General features: G+C 60.3%; 11 protein-coding genes and 1 tRNA gene. 4 read left to right on the forward strand and 8 right to left on the reverse strand.

Annotated features, from left to right (window positions below; genetic code table 11):
• Positions 1-8: 8 nt before the first annotated feature.
• Entirely contained in the window at positions 9-308 is a 300-nt protein-coding gene (locus QP181_RS01245; RefSeq protein ID WP_333927309.1) for a hypothetical protein, read from the reverse strand.
• 473 nt (positions 309-781) lie between these two features.
• Here QP181_RS01245 and QP181_RS01250 point away from each other — a divergent pair, with 473 nt between their 5' ends.
• The 3 genes from QP181_RS01250 (at position 782) to QP181_RS01260 (ending at position 4,766) form a co-directional block, all read left to right on the forward strand.
• Complete coding sequence (locus QP181_RS01250; RefSeq protein ID WP_333927310.1) at positions 782-1,714, forward strand: abortive infection family protein; 933 nt, start codon at positions 782-784, stop codon at positions 1,712-1,714.
• A 1,736-nt stretch (positions 1,715-3,450) separates the two neighbouring features.
• Positions 3,451-4,014, forward strand: a complete 564-nt coding sequence (locus tag QP181_RS01255; RefSeq protein WP_333927311.1) for a recombinase family protein — start codon at positions 3,451-3,453, stop codon at positions 4,012-4,014.
• Positions 4,011-4,766, forward strand: coding sequence for a hypothetical protein (locus tag QP181_RS01260; protein ID WP_333927312.1), 756 nt, complete (start codon positions 4,011-4,013; stop codon positions 4,764-4,766). Before QP181_RS01255 ends, QP181_RS01260 begins: the two co-directional genes overlap by 4 nt.
• A gap of 546 nt (positions 4,767-5,312) precedes the next feature.
• Here QP181_RS01260 and QP181_RS01265 read toward each other — a convergent pair.
• The 6 genes from QP181_RS01265 to rpsA all read right to left on the reverse strand — a co-directional run bounded on the left by QP181_RS01265 (position 5,313) and on the right by rpsA (position 10,898).
• Positions 5,313-6,077, reverse strand: a complete 765-nt coding sequence (locus tag QP181_RS01265; protein WP_333927313.1) for a hypothetical protein — start codon at positions 6,075-6,077, stop codon at positions 5,313-5,315.
• Between the two features lie 6 nt (positions 6,078-6,083).
• Positions 6,084-6,707: a hypothetical protein gene (locus QP181_RS01270; protein ID WP_333927314.1), complete on the reverse strand. Its 624-nt coding sequence runs from the start codon at positions 6,705-6,707 to the stop codon at positions 6,084-6,086.
• Positions 6,708-6,858: 151 nt separating this feature from the next.
• Entirely contained in the window at positions 6,859-8,469 is a 1,611-nt protein-coding gene (locus QP181_RS01275; protein ID WP_333927315.1) for a site-specific integrase, read from the reverse strand.
• A gap of 94 nt (positions 8,470-8,563) precedes the next feature.
• Positions 8,564-8,647, reverse strand: a tRNA-Leu gene (locus tag QP181_RS01280).
• Positions 8,648-8,741: 94 nt separating this feature from the next.
• Positions 8,742-9,020: an integration host factor subunit beta gene (gene ihfB, locus QP181_RS01285; RefSeq protein WP_132738987.1), complete on the reverse strand. Its 279-nt coding sequence runs from the start codon at positions 9,018-9,020 to the stop codon at positions 8,742-8,744.
• A 159-nt stretch (positions 9,021-9,179) separates the two neighbouring features.
• Complete coding sequence (gene rpsA / locus QP181_RS01290) at positions 9,180-10,898, reverse strand: 30S ribosomal protein S1 (RefSeq protein ID WP_056060414.1); 1,719 nt, start codon at positions 10,896-10,898, stop codon at positions 9,180-9,182.
• A gap of 276 nt (positions 10,899-11,174) precedes the next feature.
• Between rpsA and QP181_RS01295 the strand changes: the two genes are divergently transcribed.
• On the forward strand, positions 11,175-11,432 hold the full coding sequence (locus QP181_RS01295) for a SemiSWEET family transporter (RefSeq protein ID WP_333927316.1): 258 nt from the start codon (positions 11,175-11,177) through the stop codon (positions 11,430-11,432).
• A gap of 305 nt (positions 11,433-11,737) precedes the next feature.
• Here QP181_RS01295 and cmk read toward each other — a convergent pair whose 3' ends face one another.
• A complete protein-coding gene (gene cmk, locus QP181_RS01300) occupies positions 11,738-12,376 on the reverse strand; it encodes a (d)CMP kinase (RefSeq protein WP_056051420.1) in 639 nt (212 codons plus the stop codon).
• Positions 12,377-12,379: the final 3 nt, after the last annotated feature.

Raw genomic sequence — 12,379 nt, forward strand, 5'->3', positions numbered from 1 at the left:
TCGTGGGATCAGTCGATGTTCATCGTGGGCGTCCAGGAGTGCGGTCGCCACGTTCCCGTCCCTCTCCCGTCCAGAGGGGCCGCCATGAGCGTAACGCCTGCCATTGACCCGAGATAATACCGGGTGCCCGGTTGATCGCTGAGGAGGACGAGAGCGCCCTCCACACGCGCATCCTCGACAGCCATCGGTGACGAAGTGCCGGGGAGGACGATGCGGACGTTCATGCCCAGGGCCAGCTCCTCTAGGATCGTGTCGACTAGGCAGTCCTGCCAAGCCCTCAGGGCCGGTTGGGGGCGTTCGGTATCCATGCCGGCATCCTATGCATTGCCGAGTCGGCGTGAAGTCGAAAAAGAACCCCCAGCGTCCCGAAGGAGGCTGAGAGTATGTGAGGTTCACGGAAGAGCGCGTACGGGTCGTCGTTGAAGTCGATAGGGTAAGTCGACCGGGCAGCAGCGAGGAGCGCCTCGGACCTTGCGCCCTATCGTTCCAGGGGGTGACGGTGGAAACTTATAGGCTGTTGACTGGCCATAGGCCGACTGAGAGGGCAGGGAGAAGGCGCGGCCAGCCCTCATCTTCGCTCCTGGTTGCGATGCGACGGTGGACGAGGTGACTTAGAAGCGAACGTTTCTTGGTTAGTTTTGGCTAGGCCATCACCGCTTCAAGATCGGTGCTCGCCTGACGGAGCGAATTGTCAGCCATGCGGTGTAGCAGTCAAAGTTGTCGGACGATCTTGGACAAGGCCTCGCCCCCGGCTAAGCCAACGAAAAATTGGGGGGGTAGAATGGCGATCTGGGACTTGTATTCGAAACGACAGGCGGACGCGGCCCGTTCGGGCGCTGACGACGTTTATCAATACACACAAGTTTCCAGCCCTTTGCGGGTGCAAATAACTCAGATTGCAATTCAGGCGATTGGAAAAGTTGCGCGATCGGGCGGCTCTTACGGCTTCCCCGACGTTGAGAACTCGCTCTGGACGGGCATCGAGAAGGTGTATTGTCGAGAAAAGGGCATTTATAAAATATCGACGGAAGAACACTCTGGGTCTCGCATCATTAGCTTTATGAGTAAGGCTAATATTACGGATTGGCTCGATCTACTTGAACTAATTTGCAAAGCGATCATGGTTGCCGGGCATCAGAACCAATATGGCCACCGCTCAGAGTGGGAAGTAGAGGGATCAGGTGCTGATGCTATCGACGAGATTAACTACCGCCTCCGGCAGGCTACTTTAGGATACCAGTATGAGAGCGGTAATTTACTGCGAATCGACAGCCAGTACATCCATGCCGAGGTGGTTAAACCTGCTCTAAGCCTTTTAAATGGGCCAGCATACGCAGGACCTCGTGAGGAATTTACGCAGGCACACAGTCACTACCGCAAAGGCGAGCATCGCCAAGCCGTCGCGATGGCGGCGAACTCTCTAGAAAGCACTTTAAAAGCGGTCTTTGAAATTAAGGGCTGGCCTTACACAAAAGGAGCCAGAATCAGCGATCTCATGAAGGTTGCACGGGCAAATAAGCTGTGGCCAGAATATCTTGACACATCATTTGACCAACTGGTCGCAACTATACAATCTGGGCTACCGAAAATCCGCGACAACGATGCCGCACATGGTCAGGGAGCGGCACCTAAAGTCGTACCGTCTTACGTTGCAGCCTACGCACTGCATCTAGCTGCCAGCAAGATAGTTTTTATAATTGAGGCTTCAAAGTAAACGCCGAGAACAATCTACGTTCGCTGCCAAACGGTTTTGAATCGAACAAATCGGCCCTATCGCAACCTCCTCCAATCCGCAATTTGCAAGAGCGACGTCGCCCTTGCTGCCGCGTAATCTCGAATTGCGAACCTGATGCCTGAGAGACGGCGCAGGCGATCGCTTACACAGGGTCGGATTGGCGCCGTGGGCGCGGGAGCGAAGCCGTCGATTTCGAACCCGATTGACCACGATTGCCACGGGCTCCCCCGAGGGCGGCCAGGGGACCCGTGATCGAAATGCCCCACCGACCACGGCGTCCTGCGGTGCCCGGTCGGCGACGGTGCGGGCGAGCTGTGGCAGATCGTAGAACGAAGCGATCCGCCGTGTAGGGTATTGCAAAGGCCGCCCGCCCCCAGTTGAATGATCTGCCAATCAGCTAGGTCCGAGAGCAGATGTCAGCAGAGACTGATTCATATGAATGGATACGGCGTTCCGCACTCGGGTTCTGGAGTAAGGCGGACGGTGCGAGGTATCTAGCGTTTTGTATGTGGTCCATGCGATCCGGCGTCCCCATCGACCCGTCACCAATTGGCGGGGAGGTGGAAGGTGCCAAATCGGCCTTATTTTGGGGGTGGCTACGCGAAAGCAGTCTGGCGCTCGAACTCATCATAAAGGCGGCACTCGCGCAGAAACAAGATTACAGAAAAGGCCACGCTTCTGTTCCTAGTACGCATAACCTTCCCCAAATGTGGAAGATGGCTCAGCTACCCAAGCCATCATTGCAGCAGGAAGACCACCTCCGGTCAGCGCATCAGGTTCTTCAATGGTCAGGGAGATACTCCGCGCCCCGTAGGGGCAGTGACGATCTACATGTCAATCGGGAACCTTTGCCGCGATCGAAGTGCGACGACAGACCAAGCGCCCCGCTATCCCTGAAGATGCAGTGGGAAAGTTTTAATACGCTTTATCAGATGGCACAAGAAGCCTATTTTAAAGAGATTAATGAACTCGCATATTAAGTCAGAAGAAGACGATCATTGGCTGAATAGGGTTCTTGCCTGCTCTCTACAGGGAAACTACGCTTCGGCCCCCTGAGCCTACGCCTTCCCCCGGTCCGTCATTGCAAACCAGCCACCCGCCTCGTCGTCCTCAGAGACCGGAAGGACCTTTTGCGACTGGCGGGCAAGAGAAGCACGTCGGCGCCTGAGAAATAATCGGTTCTATCCAGGGCGATCCTCAGGGGGCCGGCGGGTGTGCACAGGGTCGGACTGGCGCTGTGGCGGCGCGAGCGAAGCTGTCGATTTCGAACCCGATTGGCAATGATCGCAATGGGCTCCCCGGCTGGGTGGAAGGGGACCCAAATGGGACCCTAAATGTCTGAAGAAGCGAGGGTTTTCGCCACGCCGTGATGCTGACCGGAAGCCTGTTAGCGCCGCCAAGCATAGGGACCTGGAGGGGACTGGCGGCCTTCGTGGAGGACATTGGCGCTTCGGTCCGGCCCGGTCGTGAACCGCCGGGGACATTGGGCCTGGAAGCCGCGGCCTGTGTGTCGATGATACTACATAACATGGGCTTGCAAGGGCCGGCGTGGGACCTGAACGACCGGGGAGACCCGCCGTGTCCTGCCGTCTCGCTGGAGTATACCTGTACGAGTCGATGCCGTGATACACTTTTTCCGTCTCGATAGGGTTGACTTCAGGTTGCGAGACGTTCACTTGATGAACCTCTAGAGCCTAACGAGACGAGTACGGGACATGGCAAGCATCATCGGTTACGCACGGGCATCCTCGGACGATCAGGACTGCACGATCCAGGAGCGGGCCCTCCAGGCGGCAGGGTGCTCCATGATCCGGTCGGAGAAGCGGAGCGGGACGTCGCTGGTCGGGCGGACTGAGCTAGATACGATCCTCGCCTTTCTCCAGGCTGGGGACACGCTGATGGTCACACGGATTGATCGCCTGTCGCGGTCCGTCCGGGACCTGGAGGAGATGGTCGAGACCCTGAAGACCCGCGGGGCGTTCCTCCGGGCCACGGAGCAACCGATCGACACCTCCACGCCCGCAGGCACGGCGTTCCTTCAGATGCTGGGGGTCTTTGCTCAATTCGAGACGGCGTTGCGCCGGGAGCGCCAGATGGAGGGCATTGCGAAGGCCAAGGCCGCAGGAGTCTATAAGGGCCGCAAGCCCTCCGTGGACGTCGCCCAGGTCCGCCAGATGAAGGCTGACGGCGTTGGCCCGGCGGAGATTGCCCGGCGCCTGGGGATTGGCCGCGCGAGCGTCTACCGGGTCTTGGGGGACGCTGAGGGTGCGGTCGCGTGACCTTGGGCCTACAGTGGAAGGAGGAGACGCTGGCGCTGGAGGCGATCACCCTCCGGGAAGACTTCCAGCTCCGGGCGGGCGGGATTGATCGTCAGCACGTCCGTAAGCTGCTCGGGATGCTCCAGGCCGGCAAGCCCCTTCCGCCCGTGAAGGTCGCTCGGATCGGCAAGGCCCTCTATCTGGTTGACGGCTTCCACCGCTATTTTGCACACGAGGACTACGGGGTCTCGGGGATCAAAGCGTCCGTCGCTCGGATGAGCTTGGAGGAGGCCCGAGGGGAGGCGATGGTGGCCAACACCACGCACGGGAAGGCCTTGGGCCGTGCCGACAAGCGGAAGGTCTGGGACTCTTTCGTCGAGGTCGGCGGACACCTGGAGTCGCCCGAGGTCCCGAAGTCCTCCCGCGTGATCTCGGCGGCGCTCAACGGCATGTACAGCCATGAGACCGTTCGGGCCCGTCTGAGGGAGCTGAGCTTGGAATTGAACGAGGGGCCTACCTTCAAGCCTTGGGGCGGCGGAGAGGGGCCGGAGAAGGACGACGAGGACCTGGAGGGCCCGGCGGTCGACCCGCTGGCGGCGGAGCGAGCTGAGAAGGCCCGCGGGCACCTGGGGGCCTTCGGTGCCTTGCTCCACTCACTTCAAGAGGATGACCGGAGGGGACTGCTAGCCTCCGCCCGGACCCTGCTGGAGGCGTGGGAGAACGGGGAGGGCTCGATGAGGCTGATGGAGCCGGCGGTCGTCCATCCGTTCTGAGGGGGCCAGTGGGGCACCCAGGGACCTCTGAGCGTGTTCTTGGGTAGCCGGGCGGAGACCCTCGGAAACCCTCGGTTCTTGGGGTCTTCAGTGTCAAATTTGACAGTGCAGGGAAACGGCGGCCTGAGGGCCTGTCGCTACTTATCATCCCCTGCCGGTATCCTATCGATCGCTGAGGCCAGCCATTGCCCCGACGACGGGAAGCTCCAACCGGTCCGCAAGGTCCAGAAGTTCCTTCAGCCGCGCCTTCAGATACTCGACGGTCTCAACGGTGCGACATGTACTCAGGTGTCTGCGGATGCTGCCGCGTTCGCTGAGGGCCGGCGGCCGACCGTGGCGAGATTACGGGCTCAGGGAGTCGCGTCTCTGGGATGCCTTACGGCGGCGTTGAATGAGGAAGGTATTCTTACGCCAAGGGGGCCGCTGGCACGCTTCGTCCGTGCGGAACCTGATGGCCCGGCTGGACCCCCAGGATGCTCAGGAGGGCGTAGCGTGACCAAGAGCCTTTAGTGGAAGGAGGAGACGCTGGCGCTGGATGCGATCGAGCTACGGCACCGGATATTTAAGGATCACGTTGGCGAACAAATCTTCTACGAAATCAACAACCTTGGCGCGGCTAAATGCGATGTCTGATGGATGAGCTGCGCTGTTCCGCGTGCCTAGCTTTTGATCCAGTATCTTTCGAACGTCGTTTGAGATAATTCCCGCCTGTCGGCAGAACTCAATAAACTTCCCCTCCGGTATCTCGCCGAAATCATCACGTTTAGCAACACAGGTAATCTTTACGCGTTTATCGTTATTCCCGGCAAGGACCGCATTAAATGCATCCTGATGACCCGACAGGATCAACTCAAACAGATGGTCCAGCGTTAAGAGCCATGTCATCATTATGGTCGCGCGATATGCATGTACGCCAAAGCAGGCTAGTGCTTCTGTAAGAAACGCTTTTTGCGCTCCTGTCGGTAGGTCATCGGCTAGCTTTTGCAAATCTACCGGCACGTCGAGGGTGACCATTTCAGCGCCTATGCTTGCGGCCAGGCGCTCTTTGGTATGTCGTTCCAGACGGTAGCCGCCAGTCCCAACCTTTACAAACGTTGGAGGTTTGCCCTTTAGTCCGCGTGACAAATACTGCGGTACGTAGGATGGTAAGGCTAAGTCGCACTCGGTAAAACAGGCTAGCACATCTTTCGTGGTGGCACTTGGAGCTTCTGCTAGTACAGTCAGGTAATAAACGAACGCGTCAATACGTTCCCCGGCTGTAAGACTGTTTCGGCTTGGCAGAGAGCTGTAGAATTTGGCAGCGGAGGTCAACGTGCCTTAATCCTTCTTTTTTAGATCGTGTTCGAAGGCCGTATCCCCGATATGTGTTACGTAGATAGCGTCTAGTTTCTCAAACTTTATAAAATGACGGACTTTGTGGGCATCATACAGAGCCTGAGCGAAGGCAGTTGGCGGCTTCTCTTTCACTATCCGATAGCATGTAAAAATATGGTCGGCCGTGAATGGAACAATACCAGCATCGTTTGACAGGTAATGAGCGAAGAAAAGGACCATATCTTTGTGGCCCTTTAGCTCATACGAACTGAAAGCCTCTACCAGGCCAGGAAGCTTCAGGTCAGGGTCGACGCGTGGTTCATATCTAAGCTTCTTTGTGCCGGCAGTTTCAGAAGAATTGCTAACGCGACGACGTCGGACTGGGTTGCGTTTGACGCTGACACCGGTCTCTGTATCATTTAACTCGTCGCCGGCCGCTACCTCTTCGCTCCGATCCTCTATTTCGTCAGCTGGCGGCGTAAGTTCAGGAGAGCGTCTAGTGGCCCTTTCACCAAAGAACCGTCCAACGTAGTCCTGAAACTCAGAGTGCATAGCCTTAACGAACTCGTCTTCTCCCTCAGCTTCAAACGTGCCTTCTGCGAGGTTTATTCGTAGTTTGGCCGCCATGCGTTCCCCCTCATTGTCGTACTAGTTACGCCCCAGTGCGAAAGTTAGCGGCGGGCGCAGCGGGTGCAAGTGGTTTGGTACGCCGTGTTCCTTCGAAGACTCCCGACTGCCCACGGGCAGGGATGCCGTCACGCCCAGTATGTGCGACGCCCTATAGGCCAGGCACCACGTACCGCGGAATTTTCTCGATCGCTTCTGCCCGCGCCGCCGCCGTTGGTGCACCGTACTTCCGGCCCTCCGTCGTCGCGGCGTGTCCCTGGATGGCGTCGGCCATCCGCTCTTCGATCCCCGCGCTGTAGGTCACGGATTTGAAGAGGTGGCGCCATGCGTGGTTGGGCGCGATGCCGTCGTCGTCAATCCCCACATCCTTCCGAACCCATGCGGCCAGACGTTCGCCTACCTTGGCGACGTGCCGATTGGCGGGCCCTTCGACCCGCTGGCGACTAGGGTCGTAGAAGATCGGGCCGGCGCCCTGAGCCTCCACGATCGCAAGAAACCCTTGGTCGATCAGATGCGAGTGGATGGGGACTAGCCGGGCCTTGCGGGTCTTCACCTTGCCGGCTTCCGGCGTGATGTTCATCATCCAATAGCCGTCGACCTTTCGGACGTCCTCCGCCCGGAGCTGAGACAGCTCGTTCACGCGAGCGCCGCTGTAAGCACACAGCCACGGTATCCACCGGCGAGCGAGGGCGTGTCCCTTGGTCAGCTTGTTGGCCGGCGGGATCAGGCTGGCCTCCAGGATCGCTAGCGCTTCTTCGGACGTGAAGGAGCGTTCGCGTAACTGCTCGGTGGCTGGGACGCTGACAGGAAGGCCCGCAGCGACGTTGTCCTTCAGCTTGTTGTTGTCGACTGCCCAGGAGAGCATGGCCTTGACCGAGCCGATATACTTGCCGCGGACGGTCTTCGGGTGTCGTAGGGCTCCTCGCTTCGTCGTCTCCTTCAGGAGCGCATTGCGCCAGTCCAGGAGGTCTTGCCGGGTCAACTTGGCGGCGTCATCGTGGCCCAGGAAGGAGACTAGGTGGGCGACGCAAGGCCTCCAGTCCTTTGCCGTGGTCGGGCTGATTTGCGACTCTTCCGCGTAGTCGTCGAATGTCTCCAGCATCGGGACCCGAGAAGGCCGGTCGGTCCCTGCGGAAGCCTCGGGGGCGGAGGGGCGGGCCGGAAGCTCCACCGTCTGCCCGGAGAACTGGGCGAGGGACTGAGGCCCTACTCGGATGGCCGCGTCGTTCAACTCCCGGCAAAGCCTATCGAACCCGTCCGGGTCGTTTGGGTCGACCACAAGGTCCTGTTCGCTCAATAGCGTGCGGGCGTGCTTGCTCCAGAATTGGCGGATCGCTTCCGAGTCGCCATCGCCCTTCCATTCGATGAAGCCGGGCAGGCACTCCTCCCAGCCGTCCCGGACACGCTGCGCCCAATCAGGGCCTTTTTCCCACCGCTCCAGGCCTTCACGCTCCAGCCATTCGATCTCAAACACCTTTCCCAGGTAGGCGACCCGAGGCGCGTCCAGGCTGTCGTAGGCGCCCGTGGCGGCCTTCCGTGCCTTCGCGACGATCGTGTCATATCGTGCCGACGCCTGGGCGAACGCTGCGCGGAACCGAGGGGAGTCCGGGTCCTTCGTCCCCATCGAGACCTTCAGGACGGCGGGAGGTTTTCCGTTCGGTCCGGCTGGGACGAAGGGGATAAGGCGGGCCGGGAAGGCCCGAAGGTAGATCAGGCGGCCCGTTTTCTTGTCTGCTTGGACGTGTTTCACGACGATACCCATTGGCGCTCTTTGTACCTCCACCTAGTCCCTTGGTGAGGCCGAAAGCCACGGAAATCTGCCATTTCTAAGGGTTTTCAGGCCCTTAGAGACGGATTGGTGCGGACGGCGGGACTCGAACCCGCATTCCTAGGGAGGGAGATTTTAAGTCTCCTGCGTCTACCGGTTTCGCCACGTCCGCACACGCCCCCAACAAGACGACGCCGTCCGCTGGGTCAACCCATCGCAGGGACAAACACGGCCGATCGGCGCCAGATCCTGAAATTTATGCGGGGTCACACGTTCAGGCGTGCGCGCATTTCCTTGCCCGGCTTGAAATACGGAACGCGTTTCGCATCGACCTCGACGACTTCGCCGGTACGCGGATTTCGGCCGGTTCGGGCATCGCGGGCGCGCGTTGAAAACGCACCGAAACCGCGCAGCTCGACCCGTCCGTCCGCTGCAAGGCGTTTCGAAATCTCGTCAAAAAACGTGCTGACGATAAGCTCGACTTCGTTCGGTTGCAGGTCCGGATGCGCCTCGGCGATCTTGAGGACCAGTTCAGATCGAATCATTCGTTTTCCCGCTCATATGGCAGTTCCGCTAATTGATGTAAGTCAACTTGCGAAGCGTTAGCACTAATCTGAGCGTAGTCAAAACCAAAGTGAGATAGTCAATAAAAAGCCCGGCATGTACGAGACATGCCGGGCCAATTTATCGTTAAGTCGTGAGACTTACTTCTTCTCGGCGTCCGTACGAGCCTTGAGAGCCTCGCCCAGGATGTTGCCGAGAGTCGCACCCGAGTCCGACGAACCGTACTGCGCAACAGCCTGCTTCTCTTCCGAGATCTGCATAGCCTTGATCGAGAAGGTCGGCTTCTTCGAACGATCGAAGCCCGTGACCATCGCGTCGAACTTCTGGCCGACCTGGAAACGCTCCGGACGCTGCTCGTCGCGATCGCGACCCAGATCCGTGCGCTTGATGAAGCCGGTCGCGCCATCGTCGCCCTGCTGCACTTCGAGGCCCGCGTCGCGGACTTCGAGAACGGTCACGGTAACGATCGCGTTCTTGTTCAGCTTGTCGCCTGCTGCTGCGATGCCGCCGGCCGATGGCCCGCCGCGCTCGAGCTGCTTCATGCCGAGCGAGATACGCTCCTTCTCGGCGTCGATGTCGAGCACGACGGCCTCGACGGTCTCACCCTTGCGATGCAGGTTGAGCGCGTCCTCGCCCGAAACACCCCATGCGATGTCGGACATGTGGACCATGCCGTCGACGTCGTTGTCGAGGCCGATGAACAGACCGAACTCGGTCGCGTTCTTGACTTCGCCTTCGACGGTCGAACCGATCGGATGAGCGGCAGCGAATGCCTCCCAAGGATTGGCCTGAGCCTGCTTGAGGCCGAGCGAGATGCGACGCTTCTCGGAATCGACTTCGAGGACCATGACGTCGACTTCCTGCGAGGTCGACACGATCTTGCCCGGATGGACGTTCTTCTTGGTCCAGGACATTTCCGACACGTGGACGAGGCCTTCGATGCCCGCTTCCAGCTCGACGAACGCACCATATTCGGTGATGTTCGTGACGCGGCCGGTGAGCTTCGCGCCGACCGGGTACTTGACCATCGCGCCATCCCAGGGATCGCTCTCCAGCTGCTTCATGCCGAGGCTGATGCGCTGGGTGTCCTTGTTGATGCGGATGATCTGCACCTTGACGGTGTCGCCGATGTTCAGGACTTCGCTCGGGTGACCGACGCGCTTGTAGCTGAGATCGGTGACGTGCAGCAGGCCATCGATGCCGCCGAGATCAACGAACGCACCGTAATCGGTGATGTTCTTGACAACGCCGTCGATGATCTGGCCCTCGGCCAGACTGAGGATCAGGCCCGAACGCTGCTCTGCGCGCGTCTCTTCGAGAACGGCGCGACGCGACACGACGATGTTGCCGCGCTTGCGGTCCATCTTCAGGATCTGGAACGGCTGGGGGATATCCATCAACGGGGTGACATCGCGCACGGGGCGGATATCGACCTGCGAACCGGGCAGGAACGCGACGGCGCCGTTCAGGTCGACGGTGAAGCCACCCTTCACGCGGCCGAAGATGACGCCTTCGACGCGGGTCGTCTTGGAGAATTCGGTTTCCAGCTTGTCCCATGCGGCTTCGCGACGGGCGCGATCGCGGCTGAGCATCGCTTCGCCGTGGACGTTCTCGACGCGGTCGACATAGACTTCGACTTCGTCGCCGACCTTGAGGTCAGCCTTCTGGCCCGGCGCTGCGAATTCGCGAAGCGGCACGCGGCCTTCCGACTTAAGACCGACGTCGATGACGGCCATGTCGTTCTCGATGCCGGTCACGGTGCCATGCACCACTCGGCCCTCGAAGCTGTCGGCGTCGCCGAGCGTTTCGTTCAGCATCGCCGCGAAATCGTCGCGGGTCGGCATTACCTGGGTTGCCATAGAATTCAGTAATCCTAGTCTGTTTCCGGCCAAGCGGTTGGGTCCGCTGGTCTTGGCCTTCGTTGCCGCGACGACCGAACGTCGAACGCGGCATCCGGACGGCACGAGGCGCGGAGGACGTAGACGCTGAATGCGAAAACGGCGCGTGAGACTCGAGGGTCTCCGCGCCTTCCTCCACGAGCATCGCTCGCCGGACGGTTCCGTATAGCCGAAACTGGGTCTCGGAGCAAGTTCGCCGCTGCTTCGTTAGGGGCCGCTCACAACAGGAGCGAAGATTTGAACGAACGCGGCATTCTCGTGCTGGGGTGGGTCGCCACGGTGACGGCGATCGTGATGTACCTGTCGTACATCGACCAGATCATGCTGAACCTTTCAGGGCAGAAGGGATCGGTGGTCCAGCCGTTCGCGACGATGGTGAATTGCGCGCTGTGGGTGGGGTACGGGTTCCTGAAGGACAAGCGGGATTGGTCGATCGTCGTGGCGAATTTCCCGGGGGTGGTGTTCGGGGCGGTGGCGCTGGTTACTGCGCTGTAGGGCGCGCGTGGGTGACCGGGCGATAGGTGTCGGGAGGCCTGGGTGATTGCGCACGGCGCCCCCGCTTACTTGTTCTCCCGCGAAGGCGGGAGCCCAGTCTGGGTCCCCGCCTTGTCTGGGTCCCCGCCTTCGCGGGAGAACAGGGTTGGGTCGCGGTAGCTTAACCCAACAGAGCAACCACCCCGGCGAAGGCCGGGGCCCAATTGGGGGACGGTACTAACTGAGGACTGCGCTTCGTTACTGCGGACGTTCCAATTGGGCCCCGGCCTTCGCCGGGGTGGGGCCAACAGGAGTGGACGATGGCCCTAAACCGAAGCCGCCTTCTTCGCCCGCTGCGCCTCCACCAACGCCACCGCCCGCTGCACCGAAGCCTCGATCGACAGAAAACTCGTATCCAGCAACGCAGCATCCGCCGCCATCACCAGCGGCGCAGTCGACCGCCCACTATCCCGAGCATCCCGCGCCCGAATATCCGCCAGAACGCGATCCTTGCTCGCAGTCCCGCCCCGAGCCTGCAACTCCGCATGCCGCCGCTGCGCCCGGATATTCGGCGTCGCCTTCACGAACAACTTCGCATCCGCATCCGGCGCAATCACCGTGCCGATGTCGCGCCCATCCAAAATCGCGCCACCCTCCTGCGCCGCGAACCGCTTCTGCCGGTGCAGCAGCGCCGCGCGCACCAGCGGATGCGCCGACACCACCGACGCCAGCGCGCCGATATCGTCATCACGCAACGCCGGATCGCTCAGCAGCGCATCGCTGAAATCGCACGCTGCGACCGCGTCGGCTTCCGTCTCCGGATCCAGCCCCATCCGCGCCACGCTCAACGCGACCGCGCGGTACAACAGCCCGGTATCGAGATACGGCAACTTGTAATGCTTGGCCAAGGCACGCGCGATCGTGCCCTTGCCCGATGCCGCCGGACCGTCGACTGCGATGATCATCTT

Source organism: Sphingomonas sp. LR55, from assembly GCF_036856015.1.
In the GTDB taxonomy this organism is placed as follows: Bacteria; Pseudomonadota; Alphaproteobacteria; order Sphingomonadales; family Sphingomonadaceae; genus Sphingomonas.

Excerpts from the sequence above, each read along its gene's own strand:
- QP181_RS01275 (WP_333927315.1), bottom strand. The coding sequence starts at position 8,469 with ATGGGTATCGTCGTGAAACACGTCCAAGCAGACAAGAAAACGGGCCGC.
- QP181_RS01270 (WP_333927314.1), bottom strand. The coding sequence starts at position 6,707 with ATGGCGGCCAAACTACGAATAAACCTCGCAGAAGGCACGTTTGAAGCT.
- QP181_RS01250 (WP_333927310.1), top strand. The coding sequence starts at position 782 with ATGGCGATCTGGGACTTGTATTCGAAACGACAGGCGGACGCGGCCCGT.
- rpsA (WP_056060414.1), bottom strand. The coding sequence starts at position 10,898 with ATGGCAACCCAGGTAATGCCGACCCGCGACGATTTCGCGGCGATGCTG.
- ihfB (WP_132738987.1), bottom strand. The coding sequence starts at position 9,020 with ATGATTCGATCTGAACTGGTCCTCAAGATCGCCGAGGCGCATCCGGAC.
- QP181_RS01245 (WP_333927309.1), bottom strand. The coding sequence starts at position 308 with ATGGATACCGAACGCCCCCAACCGGCCCTGAGGGCTTGGCAGGACTGC.
- QP181_RS01255 (WP_333927311.1), top strand. The coding sequence starts at position 3,451 with ATGGCAAGCATCATCGGTTACGCACGGGCATCCTCGGACGATCAGGAC.
- cmk (WP_056051420.1), bottom strand. The coding sequence starts at position 12,376 with ATGATCATCGCAGTCGACGGTCCGGCGGCATCGGGCAAGGGCACGATC.